Annotated in this window: 24 protein-coding genes and 1 pseudogene; 5 read left to right on the top strand and 20 right to left on the bottom strand. The window is 47.2% G+C overall.

Annotation, left to right across the window (positions count from 1 at the left end):
- Position 1: 1 nt before the first annotated feature.
- Positions 2 to 133, bottom strand: a complete 132-nt coding sequence (locus Q0K92_RS02995) for a hypothetical protein (RefSeq protein ID WP_297324321.1) — start codon at positions 131 to 133, stop codon at positions 2 to 4.
- 255 nt (positions 134 to 388) lie between these two features.
- On the opposite strand from Q0K92_RS02995, the gene Q0K92_RS02990 reads away from it, so the two are divergent.
- The 3 genes from Q0K92_RS02990 to Q0K92_RS02980 all read left to right on the top strand — a co-directional run bounded on the left by Q0K92_RS02990 (position 389) and on the right by Q0K92_RS02980 (position 2,521).
- Positions 389 to 868, top strand: coding sequence for a tautomerase family protein (locus Q0K92_RS02990; protein WP_297324320.1), 480 nt, complete (start codon positions 389 to 391; stop codon positions 866 to 868).
- 63 nt (positions 869 to 931) lie between these two features.
- Entirely contained in the window at positions 932 to 2,338 is a 1,407-nt protein-coding gene (locus tag Q0K92_RS02985) for an NAD-dependent succinate-semialdehyde dehydrogenase (protein WP_297324319.1), read from the top strand.
- 24 nt (positions 2,339 to 2,362) lie between these two features.
- Positions 2,363 to 2,521: a hypothetical protein gene (locus Q0K92_RS02980; protein WP_297324318.1), complete on the top strand. Its 159-nt coding sequence runs from the start codon at positions 2,363 to 2,365 to the stop codon at positions 2,519 to 2,521.
- Between the two features lie 376 nt (positions 2,522 to 2,897).
- On the opposite strand, the gene Q0K92_RS02975 is transcribed toward Q0K92_RS02980, so the two are convergent.
- The 8 genes from Q0K92_RS02975 to Q0K92_RS02940 all read right to left on the bottom strand — a co-directional run bounded on the left by Q0K92_RS02975 (position 2,898) and on the right by Q0K92_RS02940 (position 11,519).
- The gene (locus Q0K92_RS02975; RefSeq protein ID WP_297324317.1) at positions 2,898 to 3,290 is read right to left on the bottom strand and encodes a surface-adhesin E family protein; all 393 of its coding nucleotides are present in this window, start codon (positions 3,288 to 3,290) and stop codon (positions 2,898 to 2,900) included.
- A 64-nt stretch (positions 3,291 to 3,354) separates the two neighbouring features.
- Positions 3,355 to 4,683 (bottom strand): hypothetical protein, encoded by a 1,329-nt coding sequence (locus Q0K92_RS02970; protein WP_297324316.1) that lies wholly within the window; start codon positions 4,681 to 4,683, stop codon positions 3,355 to 3,357.
- 210 nt (positions 4,684 to 4,893) lie between these two features.
- A complete protein-coding gene (gene mutL, locus Q0K92_RS02965) occupies positions 4,894 to 6,690 on the bottom strand; it encodes a DNA mismatch repair endonuclease MutL (RefSeq protein ID WP_297324315.1) in 1,797 nt (598 codons plus the stop codon).
- A gap of 154 nt (positions 6,691 to 6,844) precedes the next feature.
- Positions 6,845 to 8,146 (bottom strand): GGDEF domain-containing phosphodiesterase, encoded by a 1,302-nt coding sequence (locus Q0K92_RS02960; RefSeq protein ID WP_297324314.1) that lies wholly within the window; start codon positions 8,144 to 8,146, stop codon positions 6,845 to 6,847.
- Positions 8,147 to 8,172: 26 nt separating this feature from the next.
- Positions 8,173 to 9,456 carry an HD-GYP domain-containing protein gene (locus Q0K92_RS02955; protein ID WP_297324313.1) on the bottom strand — a complete coding sequence of 428 codons (1,284 nt, stop codon included), beginning with the start codon at positions 9,454 to 9,456 and terminating at the stop codon, positions 8,173 to 8,175.
- Between the two features lie 135 nt (positions 9,457 to 9,591).
- Positions 9,592 to 10,473 carry a hypothetical protein gene (locus tag Q0K92_RS02950; RefSeq protein WP_297324312.1) on the bottom strand — a complete coding sequence of 294 codons (882 nt, stop codon included), beginning with the start codon at positions 10,471 to 10,473 and terminating at the stop codon, positions 9,592 to 9,594.
- Between the two features lie 10 nt (positions 10,474 to 10,483).
- On the bottom strand, positions 10,484 to 10,885 hold the full coding sequence (locus Q0K92_RS02945) for a biopolymer transporter ExbD (protein ID WP_297324311.1): 402 nt from the start codon (positions 10,883 to 10,885) through the stop codon (positions 10,484 to 10,486).
- On the bottom strand, positions 10,872 to 11,519 hold the full coding sequence (locus Q0K92_RS02940; RefSeq protein ID WP_297324310.1) for a MotA/TolQ/ExbB proton channel family protein: 648 nt from the start codon (positions 11,517 to 11,519) through the stop codon (positions 10,872 to 10,874). Before Q0K92_RS02940 ends, Q0K92_RS02945 begins: the two co-directional genes overlap by 14 nt.
- 377 nt (positions 11,520 to 11,896) lie before the next feature.
- Between Q0K92_RS02940 and Q0K92_RS02935 the strand changes: the two genes are divergently transcribed.
- Entirely contained in the window at positions 11,897 to 12,283 is a 387-nt protein-coding gene (locus tag Q0K92_RS02935) for a surface-adhesin E family protein (protein ID WP_297324309.1), read from the top strand.
- Between the two features lie 70 nt (positions 12,284 to 12,353).
- On the opposite strand, the gene Q0K92_RS02930 is transcribed toward Q0K92_RS02935, so the two are convergent.
- The 6 genes from Q0K92_RS02930 to Q0K92_RS02905 all read right to left on the bottom strand — a co-directional run bounded on the left by Q0K92_RS02930 (position 12,354) and on the right by Q0K92_RS02905 (position 18,256).
- Positions 12,354 to 13,136, bottom strand: a complete 783-nt coding sequence (locus tag Q0K92_RS02930) for a hypothetical protein (RefSeq protein WP_297324308.1) — start codon at positions 13,134 to 13,136, stop codon at positions 12,354 to 12,356.
- Positions 13,137 to 13,149: 13 nt separating this feature from the next.
- The gene (locus Q0K92_RS02925) at positions 13,150 to 14,625 is read right to left on the bottom strand and encodes an alkaline phosphatase D family protein (protein WP_297324377.1); all 1,476 of its coding nucleotides are present in this window, start codon (positions 14,623 to 14,625) and stop codon (positions 13,150 to 13,152) included.
- Positions 14,626 to 14,712: 87 nt separating this feature from the next.
- A complete protein-coding gene (locus tag Q0K92_RS02920; protein WP_297324307.1) occupies positions 14,713 to 15,036 on the bottom strand; it encodes a hypothetical protein in 324 nt (107 codons plus the stop codon).
- A 176-nt stretch (positions 15,037 to 15,212) separates the two neighbouring features.
- Complete coding sequence (locus Q0K92_RS02915) at positions 15,213 to 16,178, bottom strand: NHL repeat-containing protein (protein ID WP_297324306.1); 966 nt, start codon at positions 16,176 to 16,178, stop codon at positions 15,213 to 15,215.
- Positions 16,179 to 16,314: 136 nt separating this feature from the next.
- Entirely contained in the window at positions 16,315 to 16,440 is a 126-nt protein-coding gene (locus Q0K92_RS02910; RefSeq protein WP_297324305.1) for a PEP-CTERM sorting domain-containing protein, read from the bottom strand.
- Between the two features lie 73 nt (positions 16,441 to 16,513).
- Positions 16,514 to 18,256, bottom strand: coding sequence for a hypothetical protein (locus tag Q0K92_RS02905; RefSeq protein WP_297324304.1), 1,743 nt, complete (start codon positions 18,254 to 18,256; stop codon positions 16,514 to 16,516).
- 367 nt (positions 18,257 to 18,623) lie between these two features.
- Here Q0K92_RS02905 and Q0K92_RS02900 point away from each other — a divergent pair, with 367 nt between their 5' ends.
- Positions 18,624 to 18,806 carry a DUF3330 domain-containing protein gene (locus Q0K92_RS02900; protein WP_297324303.1) on the top strand — a complete coding sequence of 61 codons (183 nt, stop codon included), beginning with the start codon at positions 18,624 to 18,626 and terminating at the stop codon, positions 18,804 to 18,806.
- Between the two features lie 5 nt (positions 18,807 to 18,811).
- Here the strand turns inward: Q0K92_RS02900 and Q0K92_RS02895 are convergent, their stop codons facing one another.
- From Q0K92_RS02895 to Q0K92_RS02875, 5 genes and pseudogenes are all read right to left on the bottom strand, one after another.
- A complete protein-coding gene (locus tag Q0K92_RS02895; protein ID WP_297324302.1) occupies positions 18,812 to 19,168 on the bottom strand; it encodes a hypothetical protein in 357 nt (118 codons plus the stop codon).
- 236 nt (positions 19,169 to 19,404) lie between these two features.
- Positions 19,405 to 20,553, bottom strand: a complete 1,149-nt coding sequence (locus tag Q0K92_RS02890; RefSeq protein ID WP_297324301.1) for a hypothetical protein — start codon at positions 20,551 to 20,553, stop codon at positions 19,405 to 19,407.
- 33 nt (positions 20,554 to 20,586) lie between these two features.
- Positions 20,587 to 21,399, bottom strand: a complete 813-nt coding sequence (locus Q0K92_RS02885; RefSeq protein WP_297324300.1) for an aldolase/citrate lyase family protein — start codon at positions 21,397 to 21,399, stop codon at positions 20,587 to 20,589.
- A 358-nt stretch (positions 21,400 to 21,757) separates the two neighbouring features.
- A pseudogene (locus tag Q0K92_RS02880) lies at positions 21,758 to 21,923 on the bottom strand (IS5/IS1182 family transposase); the annotation flags it as partial.
- Between the two features lie 246 nt (positions 21,924 to 22,169).
- Positions 22,170 to 22,682 (bottom strand): dTDP-4-dehydrorhamnose 3,5-epimerase family protein, encoded by a 513-nt coding sequence (locus Q0K92_RS02875; protein WP_297324299.1) that lies wholly within the window; start codon positions 22,680 to 22,682, stop codon positions 22,170 to 22,172.
- Positions 22,683 to 22,972 lie beyond the last annotated feature (290 nt).

Genomic DNA, 22,972 nt, shown 5'->3' with positions numbered 1-22,972 from the left:
ACTAACCCGCCACTCCATGAAGTATCAACAAATGATTGATTGCATTTTCTCCTTCTGCACCACCTGCAAATCCTAGCGTTCTGCTAAACCACTGCACCACATGCGCGAGCTTATTTCGCGACACGTTTTGCATAATCGAAATGAATAACGATCAGGACTTCAACCCAATGTGCTGCTCGTTCAGGCACCAGCCTAGCAGCTTGGAATTTTGTACAGCACCGTCATTTCCTCTCCTGGGCAATTCTTGCGGCGCTTTCCAAATAGGATTTGGATGCAAAAAATAGTTACTTGCATTTTACAATTGACTTGATTACACTTATGTTACTTGCTTATTGCAAGTCAGTTCAGTACATATATTTGAATAGTTTGTTTTTATAGGAGAAGCACCATGCCTTTATGGAAAATTTATCATCCTGCTGGATCATTTACTGCAGAAGACAAAAAAATTCTATCCGAACGAATTACGGGTTTGTATGCGGGCATCCCCATCCCAAGGTTCTATGTGGTAACCATTTTTGAAGAAGTAGCCAAGGACTCCTGCTTTGTAGGTGGTGAGCCGCACAACAAGTTTATTCGTTTCAAGATCGACCAGATTGCCAGGACATTACCAGGGCCGGTCATCAGAGAATGGTGGATGAGAAAAATTGATGAAATCATTGCCCCTTACGTAAAGGATAGAGGATATGACTGGGAAGTTTCTATTGACGAAACACCTTTCGATCTTTGGTCGCTTCAAGGGGAAATTCCACCGCCTTTTGAGTCCGTAGCTGAGAAGAGATGGGTTAAGGAAAACAAGGCAAGCTCCTATACCTTGGCGGAAAAACTTCCTGTCAGTCTCATGCTCACGCCGGGATTATCAGACCGTTAGATTACGGCTTGGCTGACTCCAGTCGGAGCCAGCCAATTTCATTTTCAGACTTTGGAGAACAGTATGACTTATCAAACGATCAACCCAACAACAGGTAAGCTGATCAAGACCTATGCAGACATATCCGACCAAGATCTGGAGAGCGCACTTGCAAATGCACATAAGGCTTTCAAGACCGATTGGCGCCATTGTCTAATCACTGAACGCGCCAGAATCGTTTCAACTGCAGCCGCCATCCTTCGCAAGAAAAGCGAAGAGTACGCTCATTACCTGACATTGGAGATGGGCAAACTCATCAACGAAGCGCGCGCAGAGGTTAATCTCTGCGCCAATATTCTGGACTACTATGCCCAAAAAGCTGAGAACTATCTTAAACCAAAAATACTTACCGAATCTTGCGGCGCGGAACTGCATATCGAACCGATCGGTGTCCTGCTCGGCATCGAACCGTGGAATTTTCCCTACTACCAGATTGCAAGGGTAGCGGGACCGCAGTTAATGGTCGGCAACGTACTGCTGCTGAAGCATGCAGAGAACGTACCCCAATCGGCGCTGGCGTTTGCCCGCCTTTTTGAAGAAGCCGGTGCACCAACAGGTGTTTACACCAACATCTTTGCCAGCATCCAGCAGATTGAGAGAATAATTGAAGATCCGCGCGTCCGTGGCGTCACCATAACCGGCAGCGAGCGCGCAGGTGCGGCAGTTGCAGAACGTGCTGGCCGTAACCTCAAAAAATCGGTGCTGGAAATGGGCGGCAGTGATCCACTGATTGTACTCGAGGACGCGCCGATGGAATCCACACTCGATAGCGCCTTATTCGGACGAATGTTCACCACTGGCCAATGCTGCGTCGGATCGAAGCGCATCATTGTCATTGGCAAGAAACGCGGCAAGATATTCCTTGATGGCTTCGTGCAGCGCATGACCTCTCTGAAAGTTGGCGATCCCCAAGACCCAGGAACTACCTTAGGTCCTCTGTCCTCCGAGAAGACGTTGAATATTCTGCTTAATCAAATTGCACTGGCCAAAAGGGACGGAGGAAAGATTGTGCTCGGCGGCAGAAGAATTGATCGTCCCGGCTTCTACTTGGAGCCGACCATACTCACCGGCATCAATAAGAGCAATGCAATCTACACACAGGAACTGTTTGGCCCAGTTGCCGCTTTCTATGCTGTCGAAAACGAAGAGGAAGCTATTCGCCTGGCGAACGCAACGCCATTCGGTCTTGGTGCCTCGGTATTTAGCGCCGATGTTGAGCGTGGTCGCAGGATCGCAGCAAAGATCGACAGCGGAATGGCCTTCATCAATCAGCCGGTATGGACATCCGCCGAGCTTCCGTTCGGCGGTGTCAAAAATTCAGGCTTCGGTCGCGAATTATCGGAGTTGGGCTTCGGTGAATTCGTCAATGAGAAGTTGATTAACGTTGCGCCCGCTGGCTCACCGCCGTGGGGAGCAATCGCTCTCAGTTAATCGCGATTCTCGGGAGAAAATGCGGTGCTTGTTGGAACACAAAGGCTGCAATGTGCTGATTGGCAGATTGCGAAGAACGGTGCCGCAGCCATCCCAATACGCCAGGGAATCATGCCGGATGTGATATTGGTCGATTTAATGAACGGCTCTGAACTCATCAAACAGGTGCGCGCCAACCCGTGAACAACCAAAACCCCGATCATCATCTCATCATGAACTGCTGAAAAACATCAGAAAATCGCCAAGGAATTAGGCGTTCATGTGTTTCTGGGTAAGTCATATAAAAAGGCAGAATTACTCAATCGCTGATCTGAATTGATTAAGAAGTAATTTGCCACAAGCCCATAACCCATCAGCGGCAAATAAAAACAATGAGGGCCGCATATAGCGGCTGTTCCAAACAACATCAAGCTATACAATTTGATTTCTATTTTCCTACAAAACGAGATGTTTGTGCGGTGAAAAGCAGGATCAACATGAGACTCCACTCATGTTGGTCCTGCCTGATAATACCGCGATCATGCGTCAATAAAATAGGTTTGAGTATTGCAAGGATTAATTATTCATTACAGGCTACTTTCCATTCTGCTTCATCCACGCTGCCTGGTTGTATGGATTCCCATTTCTGCGGTTGGCTGTACGAGCGAATAAGGTCACCATCCTCCATATTCCAACTGAATAACGAAAAAGCCAGTTTTCGCATCTGTTTTTCTTTGCACTCGTATTCGCGCCGGATTTTTTCGGATAAAAATTCAACGCCTGCAGCTTTCTGTACGGTCCGATAGTCAAATAAAGCCCACATCTTAGCTCTACTGCCTGTCTTGCGAATCGAAGCCAGATCCGCATACGCAGTGTAGCCACCCTTACTATCACTTTCGCCCACTTTGGTCCATTCCGCCATCGCGCCAGTACTGATAAGGGTCAGCGTTAAAGTAAACAGTAGTTTTTTCATGATATATGTTCGATCTTGTCAGCAAGACGGTTGTCTGAGACTCGGTTAACAGGCTGTGCGTTGGTCATTCGATTGTTACATTTTTTTTGACAATAGCCTGAGCGCGTTCAATTTTTATCGTATCTTTTTTCAATCTTTCTTCCTCTTTTTCGTTTACTGTGGTTGTGAATTTAATACTGATGCTGTGCTCGCCAACCGGTACATTACCGAGCATATAAAATCCTCGCTCATCCGTGATTGAATGAATTTGCGGCGATTCAGATAATGATACTTCGACTTTCTCAGCGGGCTTCCCAATACCTGTGCTTTTATCACTCAGGGTAATGACACCGACAACCGCACCATATTGCAGCAAGGCACTGTTTTCCGGAGTAATCTTGTTTGCAATGGATCGAATCATCAACAAAATCGTTTCAGATGCAAATCCGGCTGTAAAAGCCAACGCCACTGAATTGGTCGTATTACTGGGCTCAATCAGATAATACGCAAGAATGGCTAAGAAAGGCGCTGAAATAAATTGTACGATCTGGAAGATCAGATATTCACGATACTCGTACTGCGTCAATTTAGGCTGCCGTTCTGTCGCGATATGTTCCGCACTCACCTGCTTCTGCAATTCCGGTAGCCGCCTGGTCAGGCTGATACTACCGCCCATCAGCGCAAGAATAATGAAATAAAGTGGAACAAGCAGACCATCACTGACTTGGCAGGCAATTACCTTGCCATTTTTATCCTCTTCGCATTTGTTGACATAACCACCGATATTGATAGCCCACGTTCCAGCGACTTGTTCATTCTCTTGTTTTTTCCCTTCGCTATCAGTTTTTGATTTCACACAACTTAAGTTTTTGTTTGTACTATCCAAGGAACAGCCAATAAATACAGCAATCGGTCGATCACGGAGCGTTTCGGTTGATTTGTCGTGAAAAGGTTTAATAAATGGATAAAAAGTTAACATCAGTGACAACAGCATAAAGCTGTAAGCAAATAGCATCCATTTATATCTTTGCTGCGATCTCTTCTCTTCTACCTTCTTTCTGCTATCCAGATCCAATCCATCCGTTGGAATAGGGTCGATCGGATCAGCGTAGATCTGTATGAAAATGATGCACGTAAAAATGACTCCCGGCAGTATGGGAATGGTGAATGCGGCATCATCCCCTTGATTGGCTCTGACCAGGGAAAATATGAAATACACAAGATTAAAGCCATAAGCAACGATCCAGAACCAGTTGGTTTTTATCTGCTTGGGAATAAATGCTATCAATCGGTCAAGCAAGCCGGGATCATCAGATACAGACTTTACATCCCCACCATGCGCATCCACCTCACGAAACGGATCAGTTTGATTCGCCGCATTCTGAGGATCGCCCGGTACTTTATCCATATTCATCGCATTAACCCTTTCTTACTTTAATTGCGTAAAAAATATTTAAGTTGTTACTGAATTCAGGTATTCCCGCATTTCATTTGTCATAGCTTAACGTTAATTGTGCTAGACCACAAAAAAACTTGGCTGACTGGAATTACCTTGCTAATAAGCGCGGAGGAATAAAGAAATCCCGGGACTATAGCATTTTGAGACTGATGCTCCGGCCAGAATTTACTTGCCGCGCATAAACAATTTGTCCAGATCGGCCAGGCTGGTTTCAAACCAAGTGGGTCTGCCGTGGTTGCATTGATCCGCCCGTTCGGTGATTTCCATGTCGCGCAGCAGCGCATTCATCTCTTCGAGGGTGAGTTTGCGATTGGCGCGGATTGCGCCATGACAAGCCATAGTAGCCAGTATTTCATTGCGCTTGGCGGTTAACACCTGACTCGCACCATACTCACGGATCTCACGCAGAATATCGTGAGCCAGCTGCACAATATCGGCATCCTGGAGGGCGGTCGGCAGTGCGCGCACTGCCAGTGCAGCGGGCGAAAGTACGGCAATCTCAAAGCCCAGTTGCGCCAACGTTGCCTGATTTTCTTCCACCACCGCGACTTCCAAGCTGTCGGCATGAAAAATAACCGGAATTAATAGCGATTGCATCGGTATTTCATGGCGATCAAGCGCCTGCTTGAGTTTTTCGTACATAATCCGCTCATGCGCGGCATGCATATCCACAACCACCAAACCGCGAGCATTTTGCGCCAGAATATAAACACCATGCAGTTGCCCCAACGCAAAACCGAGTGGGTGAACATCCTGCTCTTGCTCCACCGCAACAGGTTGATCAAATTTCACCGCCACCTGTGTCACAGGCGCTGTGTTCGCGGGCTCTACCGGGTATGCATTGGCTTGCGTACCAAACAAGGTGCGATAAAAACTGGCCGGTTGCGACGCAATATCCGGTCTTGCTTGATTGCTTCTCGGGTAAGCGGGGAATGATCGGGTTGTTTGCACCGATTCATCAGTTTTTACTTCCTGATTAGGCAAGGCTAACGCTTTATTGATCGCATGAAAAATGAATTGATGCAATGCACGGGATTCACGGAAACGGACTTCCGTTTTGGTCGGGTGCACATTCACATCGACATTTTCCGGATCGATTTCCAGAAATAACACAAACGCCGGATGCCGATCCAAATGCAGTACATCACGATAGGCTTCACGCAATGCATGCGCAATCAGCCTGTCATTGACAAAACGGTTATTGACGAAGAAATACTGTGCATCCCGCGATGAACGGGCATATGCCGGCAGTGCCACCATGCCATGCAGGCGCATGTCTGCCGACTGCTCGTCAAGCGATACTGCCGTTTGGCTGAATTCTTCACCCAGCACTGCCGCGATTCGCTGTGCTGCGTTGCCCGCACGTAACTGGCGGCGCACTTTTCCGTTATGCTGCAAAACAAATTCAACGCCGGGCTGGGATAACGCAATACGCTTGAATGCTTCGTCACAGTGCGCGAACTCGGTGGTTTCCGATTTTAGAAATTTACGCCTGGCGGGAATGTTGAAATACAAGTCATCGACATCCAGAATCGTCCCCAGCGTCAGTGACGAAGGCATCGGTTGCGAAACAGCTTTGCCATCCACTTGTATCTGCCACGCGTGGCTTTGCCCGGTCTGACAACTGGTTAATGTGAGCTTTGACACTGCGGCGATACTGGCCAATGCTTCGCCCCGGAAACCCAGGCTGGTAATGCTGTGCAAATCTTCCAATGTGCTGATTTTACTGGTGCTGTGACGTGTCAGCGCCAACAGCAACTCATCTTTGGCAATGCCTGTTCCATCATCGGCAACACGAATCTGTTTGACGCCACCTTGTTGAAGTTGCACGGTAATTTTCCTTGCGCCCGCATCCACGCTATTTTCCAGAATTTCCTTCAATGCCGAGGCAGGACGTTCGACCACCTCGCCAGCGGCGATCTGGTTGATCAATAACTCGGGAAGCGGTTTAATCGCGGTCATAAAAGTCTGCGGCTTTAAAAAACCATTATTATAGTGCGGAAGCGGATACAGCAAACGCACTTTGGCAGATCATTTAACTTGGAAGCTTCAATTAGACGAGGCAGAGTGTGTGGTTTTCAGCGTGCAACACAAGACGTGGCAGTGATAAATGGCATTAATTATCAGCAGGGTCCTGCAGTGTCATTTTCAAGAATTTGGGAGATTGATTGACTACAGCGTCAATCAGCTCCGGCAACGGCATGGCTTTGCCGATAAAGTAACCTTGAATCATGTCGCAGCCCAGCGCACGCAAACGTTCGTAAGTGGCGAAATCCTCTACACCTTCCGCTATTACCGATAAATTAAGCCGATGCGCAAGATTGATCATGGAGTCAACAATGCGATCATGCGTATGCCGGGTTGTCATGTGTTTGACAAATACCATGTCGATTTTGACTTCATCCAGGGGAAGATCCAGCATTCGTGCCATTGAGGAATAGCCTGTGCCGAAATCGTCCATTGCAAGCCTTAAACCCGCATCCTTCAGCTTGTGCAAGGTATCCAGCGTACCTGAATGATCTTCCATGACGGCCGTTTCGGTCAATTCAATGGTCACATGGCCGGGCGGTACGCTCCAGAGGCTTAATCCCTGCAAAACAAGTTCGAGCAGCTCCGGATCACGCAGATCATCCGCAGAGAAATTGATCGAAACGCCCGCATCCAATCCGGCTTTGCGGTATTCGGAGCATTCTCTCAACGCCGTATGAAAAACCCATAAGGTGAGTTTAGACATCAGTTCTGTGCCTTCAGCAACCTGGATCAATTTGTCGGTTCGGATAGGCCCGCGGGTTGGATGGTTCCAGCGTAGTAACGCTTCAGTGGATTCAATCTTTCCGCTAACAGTATTAATCTGTGGTTGATAGCCCAGATATAATTCCCGCGTTTCGATCGCATTTCCCAAATCTGACCAGAGATCTATCTGCAACAGTAGCGGATCTTCCTTTTCTGCAACGAAAAGCCTGACAGGCTCTTGTTGCAGTCTTGCCTGGCGTATCGCCAAGCTCGCATTACTCATCAGTTGATTGAGCGTGTGATCATTTCGATTACTGACCGCCACCCCAATGCGCGCTGCCAGGATTATACTTCGCCTGCCCAATACAAACGGGCGCGCCAGCATTCTCAAAATCTTATGCGCGGCCAGCATTGCGTGCGCATCTGTGAGTAGGTCGATTAACAAACAGCTGATTTGATAGCGCCCGGTTACCCCAACCAAGTCTTCCGAATTCAGTTCATCTTTGAGCTGCCAGGATATTTTCCGAATGATATCGTCGACCATAGCAAACCCAAGCACACCATCAAGCTCTGCTAATCGTTCAAAATTCACTATCAGTAAGGCATTGCGCCGACTGTTGTTGTGCGAATCACACAATTTTTGTGATGCTGTTTGCAAGAAATCCTGATAAGCAAGCACAGTCATAGGGGTAAGCAACCGGTCTGGGTAATTTATAAATAATACTTTTTGGCATCAATCCCGTAAGCACCTTGGGGCAGATCATTGACAATCGCATATTGGACGCCGGCCGGGTTGGTGCCAGCTAATCTCAAATCTAATGTCAGGGGAGCATCATACGGTTTTTTCTTTGCGTCGCAGATGATCATGATGCGCGGGAGAAATCGTTGCGTACGGTTATGTGCCAATACAATTGCAATTTCGCCTGTGTTGAGTTCCACCAGACTGCCTACCGGGAACATACCGATACAATGCGCGAACTGCTCTACCAATGCGTAACTGAGGCCGTTCTGCGCATTATCCCGAAGCTCCTTGAATGCATGGAATGGCCTCATACCCGGCATGCCCGATTGCCCCCAGATCAGTTCCTCGTAACAATCAACAATAGCCGCCATGCGTCCATAGGGGTGTAGCTGATTGGCGTGCAGTCCATGTGGGTACCCGCTGCCATTTTCACGTTCGTGATGCTGCAAAACAATTTTGACTACTTCCTCCGGTGCATCACTTAATTGCGTGACAATCTCTTCTCCATAAAAAATATGCTGCTTCATTAGCTTGCGTTCATTTGGTTTGAGAAATAAGCTTGGCTTTGTTTGTATTTCTTTCGGCAAACGTTGTTTTCCGATATCCATCAACAGCCCACCCAGACCAAGCAGCGACAATTCCTTATGTGGAAGGCCGAGATGACGACCGAAAGCCAGCAAGTGAACCGAGTTTTTAATGGCACTGTCGTAGAGCTCCTTTCCGGTGGTTTTGAGCTGTGCCAGCAAAAGCGCCGCATCAGGGTTGCGTATAATACTTTCGCATAATGTATCGACCACTTCCTGCGCCGCGCGAATATCAAACTTGGTATTGCGTTCGATGTTGATATTGATGTCACTGAACAAAGTGGATGCAATGTTATATGCTTTCGTAGCTGCAGGAATCTCTTGTTCCGCTGTACAAGTATCCGCATAAGTTGTTACTCGATGCAGCAGTGCGCCAAGAGATTCGGCTTCATTGGATCGCTGTGGCTTATGCTGATTCGCAATATCCTGTGAAACACCCAATGATGCATGCGGGGTATATTGCTGAGCAACACATGATTCACTTCTGGCAATGTCCACATAAACGCGCGTGCAATAGCGCTTAAGTACATCAATATCATTCTGGGATTGGATGAGGATACCCTGAATAAGATAAGGTGTTCCAAGCCAGGGCCGATCAAGATCGCTGACATACATGCCCAATTGTAAGTCGTCTACAATAACTTCGATGGTTGTATTGCTTGCCGTCATGAAAAAATATCAACTGAGAAATTGAGAAATTTATTATTTATCAGATAACTTACAGTGTAGCAAAAAGATGTCACAGGAATTATCCTACTAATAGCGCTAACGACTTTTTGAAAGAATTTCTTGAATGGAGTTTTGCTAACGTACAGGGTTAACAAAAAACTCACGCATCAAGAAATCTTCCAGTCCCGCAGAGTCTTTTTCGCGCGCAGACAACACGACGACGCGGTGAAGGCGATGGGATTCCCAGTTGAAATCCTCTTTGTAATATTGACGAATCAACTCGATCATGCGGCGAATGATAGCACGCTCAACATCGCCATCCGGCCCGGCATCGACTTGAATCGTTTGTAATCGGGGGTTGCTTTGGCCCGTTGTCCAGGCGCGGAATGAGAATTCCGCGGTGCGCGGGCCGATACGGAGAATTTGGAAAATACCGCTGGTACCAGGAGTCTGCAGATTCCTTCTGACATTCGCCATACGAATCTCATCGGCAGAGGGTTGTGGCGCAGCGGCGCTTGCGGCGGCGCTGTCCTCGTTATCAAAAAGACCTTCCGCGCGACGGCGCGCCTTGGCCTGATTAATATATTCGGACAAATCCGTCGGCGCATCCGGAGCAGCCTTAGGCGGCACTTTGGTGACTATTTTTTCTTTGGCGGGCTGGGTTGGCGTAGGTTTACTCGGTTTCTCAACGGCCTTGGGTTTGGGTTGCGTGCGCGAAGGCGGACTCTGTGCAGGAAGCGGCGGTAATTTGGGTGCCGGCTTTACTTCTTCTACAGCTTTAGGTTGCTCCTGAGGTGGCGTTGGAGCACTTTGCGAAGCAGCAGGCAGTGAGTTTTTTGCATTTTCTGTCTCGTTTAAATCGATGAAGCTGGCGGCAATTGGAGGCGGCGGCGTGAGTGGCTCTACTTCCGGTGATGACAACAAAAAACCCACTCCCCAGATAATCAGCAACCAGACGAGCGCAGCCAGTGGCAACGGCCACCATAGGCGAATTTCTGTCGATCTGGAGCTCGCCATGTTTGCTGCGCTATTTATGTTTCACTGCAATCAGAAAATGCTGCGCACCAGCAGATCGGGCACGCAACATGGCTTGCACGACAACGCCCTGCGGTGCTTCGCTATCAGCGGACACAATCAATTTCTGTTTGGAATCGGCGAGTAACGGTTTGAGAGTATTCGCCAGCGTATCCAGCGTGACAGCCGTCTGATTGATATAGATTTTACTGTCCTTGGTCAGCGTCAGTGTCACAGGCTTTTCAGCGCTGAGCTTCTCGGCCTCACCTTCGGGCAGATTGACCTGCAATGAATCCAGATTTTGCATCGATAAAGAAGCCAGCATAAATGTTGCCAACAAGAAAAACATCACGTCGATCATCGGGATGATCTCAATTTTGCCTTTGTGGATTGTGCGCGATTTACGGAGCTTCATGGGTATTATCCTGTTGATCCAGGCGGATGTTATCGATCAGCCGCGTACCCAGGCGTTCCATTTCATCCAATGTCAACGATTGCAAACGGGAAAAATAATTGAATCCAAACAATGCCACCAGGGCAATCGCCAAGCCTACCACGGTTGCAATCAATGCCTCTGCAACACCGCCTGTGACCGCCGTGGGGTTAACAACACCTTCGCTGCCAATCACCTGGAAAGCGCGCATCATACCGACCACGGTTCCCACCAATCCAAGCAGCGGCGCAGCCGTGACGATGGTTTCCAAAGCCCAGAGTCGGCGCGACAGGGATTCTTCAATGATCTGCGCTTCATCGGCAGCGCGGGATTCCGTCCACCATGCCGGTTTATGCCGGTTGGAAATCACCACTTCAAAGAAACGCTTGTAATAATGGCGCTTGTCCAGCCCGGAAAGTATTTTTTCCAGATCATTCCATTTGAAACCATAGGTTTCCACCAGATTTAACAAATCGCTGGAAAGACGCGCGTAACGCCAATAGATAAATGCTTTTTCAAGCATAATTGCCAAAGCGACCACTGCCAGCAAAGACAGCGGCACGATAATAACTCCGCCAAGCTTTAACATGACCCAGGCTTGATTCAGTTCTTCCATAATTAACTCCAGATAAGGATATTCATAACGCTATCGATTGCTGCCACTATCCATTGGAAATTTCTTCAACACAGGCAATCCTCGCGATCAACAATTGTAAGAAATGCATGTAAAAAATATACTGCTATCCCATATAATAAATGTATAACAGGCATGTCGTCGTGTAGTTCCATTGAACGCTCAAAAGCGAACCGTACACTAGACCGAATGGTTGCTAAGAATAGTTGAAAACACCAGCAGTTGGAACTATTTCATAGCAAAATGATGCACTTTTGTAACACTCTGCAGGAAAATAGCAAACCGATGCCAATTATCAACCGCTTGGAAATTCCGGGAAAAGAAAAACAGATTAACCGAGCCAATTATTATAGTGACGAATGATGCAAAAATATTTATCGGTATTTCTTTTGCTAATAGCTGCCACAGCTGCACAAGCTGAGTGGGTTGCGGTGGATGCTGCGGCGAAACCAGGTGAGACTCATTATTTTGATCCGCAGACTTTGCAAAAAAACGCGCAATTCAGAAAAATCTGGATATTATCCAGCTACGACAACAGGCAAAAAGGTGGATATCATGCAGCTAAATCGTTGTATGAATTTGATTGCGCTCATGAAAAAGCGCGATCGATCACCCTGCTGCTGTACCCCGATAAAAAAGCTTCCGGTGCCGTCGTTGGCGCGCACCATGAAGAATCTCAAGACTGGTTCGGTTTTTCGCCCCATTCGATTTTCCGGCATATTGCAAAGATTGTTTGTATCGATTGAGCAAGTTCTTTGTAGTTTCAGATGAGCGAATTCCTTGCGATGAATAATCCAAAGAGCCTTCCGCCGGCAATCAACCCTGCATATTTTTCTTCGGTTCATCAATCAAATACTCATGGGGCGTCCAATAACGCCCTGCAAGCTCATTGCCGCTTTTAAATTCCTTGAAGTAGCTCTGCCAGAAACGTGCCGCCACCCAAATGGCTTCCGGACAGGAAACGCGCGACTCGAGGCCTGGCGTAATATCCAGGTTTACTGCCGCAAATACAGTTTCCAGCATGCAGGCCGAAGGCAATCCGTAATTTTCATACAACGGATTTGCAGTGTTCCCGGCTCCCCAGGCATACGCCAACCAGCGCACGACATGCTCCAGTGCATCCAGCGTCGAGCGTGATTTGCGGAATTTTTCGACGTAATCCAAGACGATGGATTGTGCTACCGGCAGTGCGATCAACGCAATATTGGGATAACGATCAGGATTGTCAAAGTCTCGCAATGGCCGCGCCACGACGCCGTTGTTCCGCGGAGAAAAAGCCGGCCCCTCGGGTTGAATCAGCGGCACATAAATGGCGTCTGCGGATTCAAGCGGATTGTCATCCTTCAGCGCAAGCAACATCGCCTCCGACCAGAACGAAGGCAGCATATCTTCACGCAAATGCGACTGAGCGGCACGAAGCCGGAAAGCCATGGTATCGGATCCGCCGAGTAACAGGATATAAGTATTCTTTTTGTCAGCAGCACGTATTGCTTGCATCGCCCGTTCACACCACGCAACATTCCCTTCATTTTTTGAGCGTTTGAGCTTGGTAACATTTGAATTGGGTGATTTATCTTTGGATCGGATTTGCCTCAGCATGGAATGCTCCTATTTAAATGGATAGCAGCCGGTAATTTCCGGTCGTTCTGGATTGCGCGATTGATTTGTCCTTGTGAATGGCATAGTAGCTGACTTGAAACTCCACACCAGCTCCGGCTTGCGTAAACGATACCACCGCCACATGATCGCCAGCCTGTTCAAACTCGCTTTTCAAGGCAAAACGGCGATTTCTGCCGAAACGATCGGGTGTTTTCAGCGGTTTGCTATGACGCGGCCAGGTATCGCTGTTGCCAAACATACTTTTAAGGCTATTCAATGCTTCATGCGCTGAATCCAGCAATGGCGTGCGAAACAATCGTGCAGGGGAAGAAATGATTTCATACATCAGCGTGCGATCACTCTGCAGGTCTCGCGCCGTGGCAACACGCCCCCAGTGCACGTCACCGGTCAAATACAGTACCGGAATGCCCGCATCGGCGAGGCGATCGAGCTGCTCGTGCACTTTATCCATCTCGGCGTAATTGCTCATCTCGGCATCAATGTTGCGTCCATCCGATTCATTTGGCTGATCAACGAACAGCGCTTGCCCTGACGACAATACGCCGATTGCCGGCTGATGATCCGCTTTGGCGGCAGTCAGATCATCCACCCAGCGGGTGATCGCAGCCAGCGTGTCATCGCTGCGCGCCAAGTAATGAAATGATTCATCACGGTCACGATTACGGTCACGACCACAGCGCATATCAACAAACAGCATTTTCAGCGGCTGGATGTCGATGCGCAGCACACCCGCCGCATCCAGGCAACCTTGATAGTCTTCATACAGTGCCTTTGCAGCAGCGGCCCACAGATCCCGTCCCTCCGCACTCCAGGTATTCGGAAGCTGCCTTTGTGAAAAAGGGTAATTGTTCCAGAATTCATGGTCATCCGGAATGCAAACCACCGGCGCACGTGCGAGCACTGGTTCAAGGCCGGGAATATTCAGTGTCGTAGACAACCAATTGCGCCGGTACTTTTTACCCAAGCGCTGGGATATTTCCGGATCGGTTTCAGGCAAATCCTCAAATGACGGAAGATCCAGATACACTTGATCTCCCGCCATGACAATCAAATGCGGCTGGATTTTAATCTGCGCAACGATCGTTCCCAGCAAACCATCCTTATCTTCAGGCTGGTAATAGCATGAACACAGCAACAGGTTGAAACTACCATCCAATTTTGGCGGTATCGCATCCGGCAAGCTTCTCGTTAACAACTCATACCGCTCACTGCCGGCTTCAATGTCGATCCGATATAACGTATCCGCTTGCGGCACCGCAAACCGGAAAATCCCGCGATGATTGAGCGGTTTGCCTGCGGCATCGGTTTCTTGATCATGAATCGCTGCAATGACAGGTACTTCGAGTGGAATCGCCTGCATGCCATTCATGCGAAAATTCACAGGCGGCGGATCAACAGTGCCGAACAAGCCAACCCACACCTGAATGACATCAGGTTTCGCAGCTTGCACGTAAGCAGAAAGAATCATTGCAGCCACCCCATTGGATTCCTTGCGGATGCAAGCTTAATCGGGAAAATGCCCATGATTGTACTAACTCAGATTCACGTTACCCGGCTACTTGCATTTGATAAACAGATTACGCGTGACGATCGAACCCGACTGCGCCAAATATCCGACTGACGCTGTCCGCGCGCTTGCGCTAAACTCACGGATTGCTGCGGACAAAGGAACCGCATCACCTTGCTGATTGAGTATGTGATACCCGCGCGCACCACAGATCTCGCCCGCTTTCTCAAGGCAATTGCTATAGTTCAATCCGGAGCCGCTACAATTGACGTTATGCCCTTTAGTCCCATCGGCAAGAAACACCTCTCTGGAGGTGGCACAACCTTGAAGCGTAATCACAAAAAATATAAAAACAAAAAGTGCTCGAGACATGCCGGTTCCTTCTAATTTGATTTTTGACAGCAACATCGCTCTATAAAATAAAGTTGTGTTTTAATTCTATACTACATCACACAGGTGATGTTAAGTTCGCAGCAGTTGCCCGGATTCTTTCCGCGCAACAAAAACGGGAGCCTCGGCTCCCGCAATTGATGGCATGCACATTTGAATCAAGTGGCCATTTCTTCTTTTCTACGGCGTACTACAAAACCCAGCAAACCAAGACCTGCGAGTAACATCGCGTAGGTTGAAGGTTCAGGTACCGGTATTGCCGGCACTAGCAGCAACCCTCTTGGTCCATGAAGAGGATGGCCACCAGCAAATATTGTTCCAGTGCTGGATTCAGCCTCAAATTTGACAATCCGATTATTAAAATAGCTAGCTACTAAAAGATCGCCATCTTCGGTAAATACCACACTATTGGGACCGCTCAATCCCTGATGAAGTGATTTAACCAATTCCCCAGTAACGATATCATAAACAAGTACTTGACTACCGAAATAGTCGCTGACATACAACATACCATCAGGCCCAAAGGTAACAGAGCCTGCTGAACTTGCCTCTGGCGTTGATAGAATGCCTAACGACGCACCGGTCACACCATCAAAACGATCAATGTGATCCTGAAACGATCCCACGTATAGGTTGCCGTCAGGCCCCCAATCTAGCCCAAAGTAACCTTCTCCTGGAAGACCGGTGGCAAAAACTCCCATCGACTCTCCAGTCTTTCCATCAAAGCGAAGTACCGTGGCGTTACTAACATCACCCACATAGAGGTTCCCATCAGGTCCGAAGGCCATAAAACCTAGTGAGGAGGTTGCCGAGGCAGTTCCAAATGTCCCGAGAAATTTTCCTGTCTCACTGTCAAACTTCAACACACGCGCATCATGTGTGGGGAAAATCTCAGTGAAACCAGAGCTAACATACAAATCCCCGTCTGGACCAATGGCCATACCAAAGGGAACATTCATATTTCCAGATCCGGCACTTACCAGAACATCGACAAAAGCACCTGTTTCTGCGTCATAACGCAAAATATTACGACCCTCGCGATCGCTGGCCAATAAATACTCATTGGTTGCATACACCGGAAAACCCAGCAACAACATAGCGAGCCCAAAGATCGACAGCCGCACAATGTGACTTGTATGAACGAGACCCCATGCCCTCATGCAAGTAGGTACCAACAATTTTAGTTTCATACCAAAAGAAAGATTTTCTATCATGTTTATTTCCTCCAAAAAAATTTATCGCTAAAAATGTAAATCTGATTTACACAGCGACAGCGGTGCCTTTTCTACGACGCGCTACAAAACCCAACAAACCAAGCCCTGCGAGCAGCATCGCGTAGGTCTCGAGTTTTGGAATTGGGGAAGTGCTGCCAATGCTGGTTTGCATGCTGGCGTTGTTTGGATTAATGCAAGAAACATATTCGTTCCTTCGCATAAACCGCCCTCCAACCCACACTTTGTTAAACATAGCTGAAAGCAGCGCTGGTCAGGCTGAGATCGGAAGGAACATGCTGCAAGATACCAATGATTTCGGCTCGCTCCGCAATACCAGGATCATAAATCAAGGCAGCTTCGAAGGCGCCCGCACTGACAGTGTAGATATCCAGGCTGTATAACGCTTGTGAGCCGTGCAATCGGATCACATCTTCGCTGGCGTTGAAGTCTTTAATCCGCGCATAATCTGAATCACCGCTGGTCAGAGGATCACCATCGCTGTAGTAGACTCGGCTGGTGCTGCCAAGCACAAATGTGTCGCTACCCAAACCACCGCGCAAGGTATCCACTTCACCTGCGCCAAAACCAACACCACTTCCGGCAGCCGATGGCTCAACACCGGTCAACGTGTCGTTACCTGCGCCACCGGCAAGCACGTCATTGCCAACGCTGCCAATTAGGGTATCGGACCCCAAATAGCCCGATAGGCTATCATTGCCCGTACCGCCATTAGCGACATCGTTGCCGCCTCCCCCGCTGATCGTGTCGTCGCCCGCTTCGCCGAACAATATATCATTGCCGACTCCGCCTTTGAGTGAATCATCACCATCGCCACCATTGAGCCGGTCGGCGCCATTCCCGCCCAACAGATTGTCGTTGCCTGCCTGTCCAAGCAAGCGATCCTGGCCTATGCCACCGTTAAGCGTGTCATTGCCCGCGCCGCCCAGGAGGCTGTCGTCTCCACTATCCCCTGTGACCTCGTCATCACCATCATCCGCACTGACAAGATCATTGCCAAGTCCGGCGGAAATAGTGTCTGCCCCGGCGAGTCCTTGAACCGTATCTGAGCCCGCCAAGCCTTTGATAATATCCGGTCCGCTTGTACCGGTAAGATCATCATCCCCAGCAGTGCCAACAATATCTTCCTGAGGACCAACGCCTTCCACAAATCTATCGGAGAAATCGGATTTGCCATAATTCCAGATCTTGAGATTGTCGGTAACGCCAACCACCGAATCATAAAAGCCCGTTCGATCCGGAAATGGATTTGGAACAGTGCCCACGTATAAATAAGGATCGAAGCTCCCTGTCGGTAAAACCGGATTGCCAGAAGCGACCTTGACGCCGTCGACATACATTCTCATGGTATCCGAAGTGGAATCTATGCCATTGCTATCCCACACATAGGCCATGTGATAGGTTGTGCCGTCCACAAAATCCAAACTGCCTCCCGGTGCCGCTGAGAAATCCGGTGTCTGTATTAGTGCTAGTGGCTGGCTGTCAGATACATTATCCATATAGATGTAAAATGATTTGCCATTACTTGACCATCCACTCCAGCCTGCATTAATCACAACGTTCGTGTTGATATCCGAGCCGCCAAAGTCGCCAGCCAATTGATTGGCATTCATAAAGAAAAAAGCGGCATCCTCCGTGCTGGCGTCATACTTAAACGTAAACCAAAACTCAATGGCGCCTCGCTGCGGCGTTAAAGCCATGTCTTGCAGACTGGTTCCAAAAAAATTGCCGCCAACCATACTGTCATAATCATTGGCATCCCGATCAACCCACAGGCCATTGCCAAACTTGCCGGGAACGATTTCTGCATAGTCCCAGCTATTAATAAAACGATCTGCAAGTTGCACATCCGGACCGACCTCGCTCGGAAGGACATCACCTTCAGCTTCAAATCGATTCCAAAAGACTAAACCGGAAGGCGCTGCACCTTGGATTGCTGCAGAACTGGATAAATCAGCGTTGTTTTTCATGTCGAATGCCCATTTAATTTATGATTAAAATTCTGAGTGTCATTATCGATTTAATTAATCTGTTATTTTCTTAATTCTAAAATAATTTGCTGCGATGTCGCTTGATGTACATCAACAAAAGAATTGATGAGATATTTATGATTTAATTATGGAAATTGACAAGAATAGCGCAACGCCATTCGCAACCGGATCAGCATTGATGAGCGACCAAAGATCGTTGACTAGAAGCAACGAACACTCATTGGGACAGATATTTCACTTCACGGACTGGGGCAGTCGTTTGGCAGTTTAAGCACTTGTATTTACTGGAGTGTCACTTATAATCCCATTCAACACACTTGATCTCAACTCTCAAGGAGGTGCTGAAATGATTGAACAAAATAAGCTCATTGAACCCGAAAAGGTTACTTGTGAGGTATGCCTTAAAGAAATACCGATATCTGAAGCTTCGAGCGTGAAGGCTACTGATTACATCATGTATTACTGCGGTCTTGAATGCTATGACAAGTGGAAGAAGCAACAAGAGGAATCTACAGAAAAACTGAACTGAGCTGATTATTTAATCTCTGCGGCCATGGTTTGATGAGAATTCGCCATATCCATATTAGCTTTTACAGCTTGTTCATATAAGTTAATTAAGTTTTTAGACTGGGACTGCAATGCTAGTCCCTCTTTCCCATAGTTAAAAGTAACTGATCCATAGGATTCAAGCATTTTCTTATGTTTTTTTACCTTTGACTGCAATTCTCTGGCAGTTTCTTCATAATGTTTAGCCAGCGCTTCATGATCACAACGCGTTGTCGCTCTTTGAATAGCTTCCTGCATATCCATCGGAGGAGGATTCGTATGAGCGCATGAAGTCAGTAAACCCAGTAAACCAAAAATAATTAAAAGTAGCGCAGTAATTCTCACGGCATGTTCCTTGTTATAGGCAATAAATATCCAAATGGAAATAGTACTACAATATTCCTATGCCACATCATGGAACTGAGCTTCTCAAGCAAATAATCAATCAAAATCGTTTGGAAATAATGGGAAGTCAGAATGTCGATTTTCAGTGTCATTTTCTATTTTGGGCGGTTAGTTATTACACAATAGCTTTCAAGTGCGCCATTGTCGCCAGTTCATCTCAACTATTCTAATTTTCACTAACATGAATATTGAGAATCGGAAAATTGGAATTTTTGTAGTACTTGGAGTATGTATTCCGCAGTGGGGCAGGGAGCCAATTGATTGTCGAACATGTGTGCATTCAGGGCACCCAGTCTGCGAGCTTGTTCCGGGTTTGTTACCAGATCGACTGCGCGCCCAACAATTTCATCCGGGTCTGAGTAGGAGAACTGCTCTTTTAAATGTGGATTTGCGATTAACAGGTCCGGGTTATTTCCTAAGGGTTCACCGATAACAGCGACCCCGAGCGCCATAGCTAAGCCGAATTTGGAAGATAAGCAACCGGCAATACCTTGTGTATAAATAACGACCTTAGCACGCGCCAGAGTTTCAAGATAGTCAACTTGGTTCAGGCGTGGATAAATCACCTTGGCATATTTCTCCGGTAACGCTTTTTCGCTTGAGAAACCTGTAGCTGTTTTAAGTGAAGCTATACTAGAAAGCTTCTTGATAACTTGGTCACGATGCTCCATAACCTCTACATGACGAGAATTATGACGAAAACTGGTTACAAAGAAAATGTCGATATCCTTTGGAGTCGCTCGATAAGCCAGGATTTGCTCAAGTGGCTGATAATTTTTCAGATCACGCAAGCGAAATTTGGCATCTGTAAAATGATTCTTATAAGGCGCGTTATAATTGATGCCCGGTTTAAATCCAAACAGTCTCGGAGTCAACAACATTCTGCGGCTAAGTGACAGAAACGCGCTCGGTCGTATTGGGAAAAACTGTGAGATGCTGAAAATTTTCTCACTAGAATCTTTAAGTACTGGTGTGGATTCGATTTGATCCGGGTTATAGTTAACCTTAAAGTAGACATCAACGCTATGCAGCAGTGGCAAATGATACCCACCGGTATGATGGGTAACATCGACCGAGTTGGAATCATGCGTATCTATGCAAAAATACCATTCGTAACCGCCTTGCTGAAATCTAAAAAGCGCCATTGCAAACAATAAATGCTGCCAATCAGCGTCCTGAATGGCTGATTTCAGACGTGCCGGAAGCGCGTGGGCAACTCTGATTTGCAGTTTCCCGTTTTTTGCTAACTCATCGAAGCCCTGCAGATAATATCCTGCATAATAGGCACGCGAGGTGTCGTAGAAAGTAAGTTGCGCACCGGTCATTACGGATGGTTTGCTAGATACAATATAGGGGACTCAAGCAACCCATTCAGCTACTTTAGTACGTAATAGCTCCAAAGCGGCAGCTTGCTGATCCGTTCCGGCTTGATGCCAATGATCCAGCATATCACGTGCGGCATTCACTTCATGTGCGAGATTCAGTGCGTGAAAATCAGGAGTGTAGAATACGCGCGCAACCAGTGCGCGTGTTGCGCCAAGCCGTGGATATTGGGCATAGATTAAATCGCTGGGTATCGGCAAACGGCTGTCGTTAGGTCGGCCAATGCCGGCAAAACCATAAGGCACGCCAGCCGTCGATGCGATATCGGTCAGTCTATCCAGAAAACCCGAGGTTAATACCTCGAAATGATTGGCTAGCTTCATATCCAGATACATATCGTTCAAGCCGAAATGGATTTCACCAATGCCTGGCAGTTTGATAATCTCATGCAGGCGTATGGCAGCTGCCGCCGTTTCAACCAATAAAGAAACAAATGCACGACCATCAACAAATTCAATGAAAGTGGCTGCTTCTTTAACCGTGCGAAACATCGGCAACATCAACACGGTTACCCCTTGGTCAATCAAATAATTGATTTCATCGCGTGAACCGGCATAAATGGGATTAGTACGGGCAAATAGTGCTGATTGCGTCAATTGATCGCGAACAGCTTCAAGTTCGAATATCTGGTGATCTGAAATCCATGCTTTCTTGGCCTCCTGACGATATTCTTTACCCATTCGTTCCAGATCAAGGCCAATGCGATTAATGCCAGCCGCATTGCCGGCCCGAGCCAGCTCTGGATTATTGGTAAATAACGTGAGAACAAAGTCGCTGCCATAGCTCATGAAATGAGTGCCTCAGCTCTAGTATGCATGCAAGAAAGAGGCAATTCCCTTGTAATCTTCCATAATTCAGTTATCTAGGTCACATAAAAAGGTACCGCCGGTGACAAAGTGTACCCACATATCATTTAATTTTCCAGATACAAAAAGACGATCTACTTAGTCTACCCTGAACAATTCGATTTTCATGGAAAGGCAAGCCTAAGTCACTGAGTGGTTCCATATTCATTCACTGGTAGCCGATGCAGTCGCACTGAGAATTAGGGCGAGAAGAAGTCGCGGCTTCCTCAGCATCATCCGCAGGTTGTGTCCGCAGCCACAGAGCATGGCATGAAAGGCATCGCCTGTGCTGTGCCTTGCAACCAGTTTCTGCTACCAGTTGCACCAGTTGTTGCCGCCCTCTATTCAGCAGTTTGCTGTCAGTCGGATAGGCAATAACTTTCTCCTGCACGGTGTGCTCTGTCCACGATGACCATATCCAGACTATGCGGCTTGATTACCTTGATCGATGCGGCCGCTTTGATAGATATGATGGGCCAAGTATTTTGCGCCGACAGATTTATGCGCTGACACCTGCCCATGAAGATCTGCATGATCATCTCCAGCTATGACATGACTTGGTGATTCAAACGGCGGTGGAAAGAATAGATATTTTTGGCACGAAATTCAACCTCTTGCCGTTGGGAGAATCGCGGTGGAGCGAACAGTCGCATGACGACTCACGTAGTGATGGTTGAACAGTCTATTTGAAGGATTATGCGGTTTTTAATAATTTACTTAAACTGATAGGGGATTTTGTCGGTGTCAAAGGGTAATCGCCATTCATCCGGTTCAGCGTGAATATAAGGATTGTTAAAATAATTAATAAAACTACTTTCGGTATGATCTAAGTTTTGCAAACCATGCCAGATACCGGGAGGAATAGTGATTAATGTGGGACGCATACGGCTGAGATGAAAGACATTGATTTGACCTCTTGTCGCTGAATCAGCGCGATCATCAAATAGAGCCAATTTAATTGATCCATTGGTCACAAAGAAAGTGTCAACTTGAAAATCATGCATATGCCAAGCGCTGATAGATTTACCTCGCAATATAACGTGAATCATATGCCGTATTTGATCGGGTCCCACATCCCAGTCCGGTCGCCACAATTCGGTAGTGATACCGTTTCCTGTAATAATATTGGGCACTTCTTTTTTCTTTACACCAACCATCAAAGCTTCTGTCGGTTGACCTTCCGAAGTCACCGTTTGATGATCTCTGATCGCATCTTCTGATAGCATGATTCAATCTCCTGCAGCTTAGGTACTAATATATTGTAAAATATAATTTAATATCTAAATAAATTTATTTAATAGTTAAATAACACACTTAATCTTTTGACTGATTCCACTAATTTTTATGATGCAGTTTTTAAGCACATAAAATTTCTATTAGTCTTTCTCACTGTCCCTGTAACAAAAAGCGCGCTATTTGGCACTAATTTACGCTTTGATTTGTAAGAAATCTCAGGGTTGTTTACAGAGAGGTTGATTAAAATAAGCGTTGAGTATTTCATAAGGGGTTGCATTAT

The sequence above is a fragment of the Nitrosomonas sp. genome, assembly GCF_024282095.1.
Lineage (GTDB): Bacteria > Pseudomonadota > Gammaproteobacteria > Burkholderiales > Nitrosomonadaceae > Nitrosomonas.
The sequence above is the reverse complement of the archived record's forward strand: the minus strand, read 5'-3'. Positions and strand labels throughout refer to the sequence as shown.

Coding starts and splice junctions, on each gene's coding strand:
- Q0K92_RS02995 (WP_297324321.1), bottom strand. CDS start 133: ATGCAAAACGTGTCGCGAAATAAGCTCGCGCATGTGGTGCAGTGGTTT.
- Q0K92_RS02925 (WP_297324377.1), bottom strand. CDS start 14,625: ATGATTCTTTCTGCTTACGTGCAAGCTGCGAAACCTGATGTCATTCAG.
- Q0K92_RS02950 (WP_297324312.1), bottom strand. CDS start 10,473: ATGGCGAGCTCCAGATCGACAGAAATTCGCCTATGGTGGCCGTTGCCA.
- Q0K92_RS02990 (WP_297324320.1), top strand. CDS start 389: ATGCCTTTATGGAAAATTTATCATCCTGCTGGATCATTTACTGCAGAA.
- mutL (WP_297324315.1), bottom strand. CDS start 6,690: ATGACCGCGATTAAACCGCTTCCCGAGTTATTGATCAACCAGATCGCC.
- Q0K92_RS02910 (WP_297324305.1), bottom strand. CDS start 16,440: ATGCAAACCAGCATTGGCAGCACTTCCCCAATTCCAAAACTCGAGACC.
- Q0K92_RS02875 (WP_297324299.1), bottom strand. CDS start 22,682: ATGCTATCAGAAGATGCGATCAGAGATCATCAAACGGTGACTTCGGAA.
- Q0K92_RS02935 (WP_297324309.1), top strand. CDS start 11,897: ATGATGCAAAAATATTTATCGGTATTTCTTTTGCTAATAGCTGCCACA.
- Q0K92_RS02955 (WP_297324313.1), bottom strand. CDS start 9,456: ATGACGGCAAGCAATACAACCATCGAAGTTATTGTAGACGACTTACAA.
- Q0K92_RS02945 (WP_297324311.1), bottom strand. CDS start 10,885: ATGAAGCTCCGTAAATCGCGCACAATCCACAAAGGCAAAATTGAGATC.
- Q0K92_RS02970 (WP_297324316.1), bottom strand. CDS start 4,683: ATGAATATGGATAAAGTACCGGGCGATCCTCAGAATGCGGCGAATCAA.
- Q0K92_RS02985 (WP_297324319.1), top strand. CDS start 932: ATGACTTATCAAACGATCAACCCAACAACAGGTAAGCTGATCAAGACC.
- Q0K92_RS02930 (WP_297324308.1), bottom strand. CDS start 13,136: ATGCTGAGGCAAATCCGATCCAAAGATAAATCACCCAATTCAAATGTT.
- Q0K92_RS02920 (WP_297324307.1), bottom strand. CDS start 15,036: ATGTCTCGAGCACTTTTTGTTTTTATATTTTTTGTGATTACGCTTCAA.
- Q0K92_RS02975 (WP_297324317.1), bottom strand. CDS start 3,290: ATGAAAAAACTACTGTTTACTTTAACGCTGACCCTTATCAGTACTGGC.
- Q0K92_RS02905 (WP_297324304.1), bottom strand. CDS start 18,256: ATGAAAAACAACGCTGATTTATCCAGTTCTGCAGCAATCCAAGGTGCA.
- Q0K92_RS02890 (WP_297324301.1), bottom strand. CDS start 20,553: ATGACCGGTGCGCAACTTACTTTCTACGACACCTCGCGTGCCTATTAT.
- Q0K92_RS02900 (WP_297324303.1), top strand. CDS start 18,624: ATGATTGAACAAAATAAGCTCATTGAACCCGAAAAGGTTACTTGTGAG.
- Q0K92_RS02940 (WP_297324310.1), bottom strand. CDS start 11,519: ATGGAAGAACTGAATCAAGCCTGGGTCATGTTAAAGCTTGGCGGAGTT.
- Q0K92_RS02960 (WP_297324314.1), bottom strand. CDS start 8,146: ATGACTGTGCTTGCTTATCAGGATTTCTTGCAAACAGCATCACAAAAA.
- Q0K92_RS02885 (WP_297324300.1), bottom strand. CDS start 21,399: ATGAGCTATGGCAGCGACTTTGTTCTCACGTTATTTACCAATAATCCA.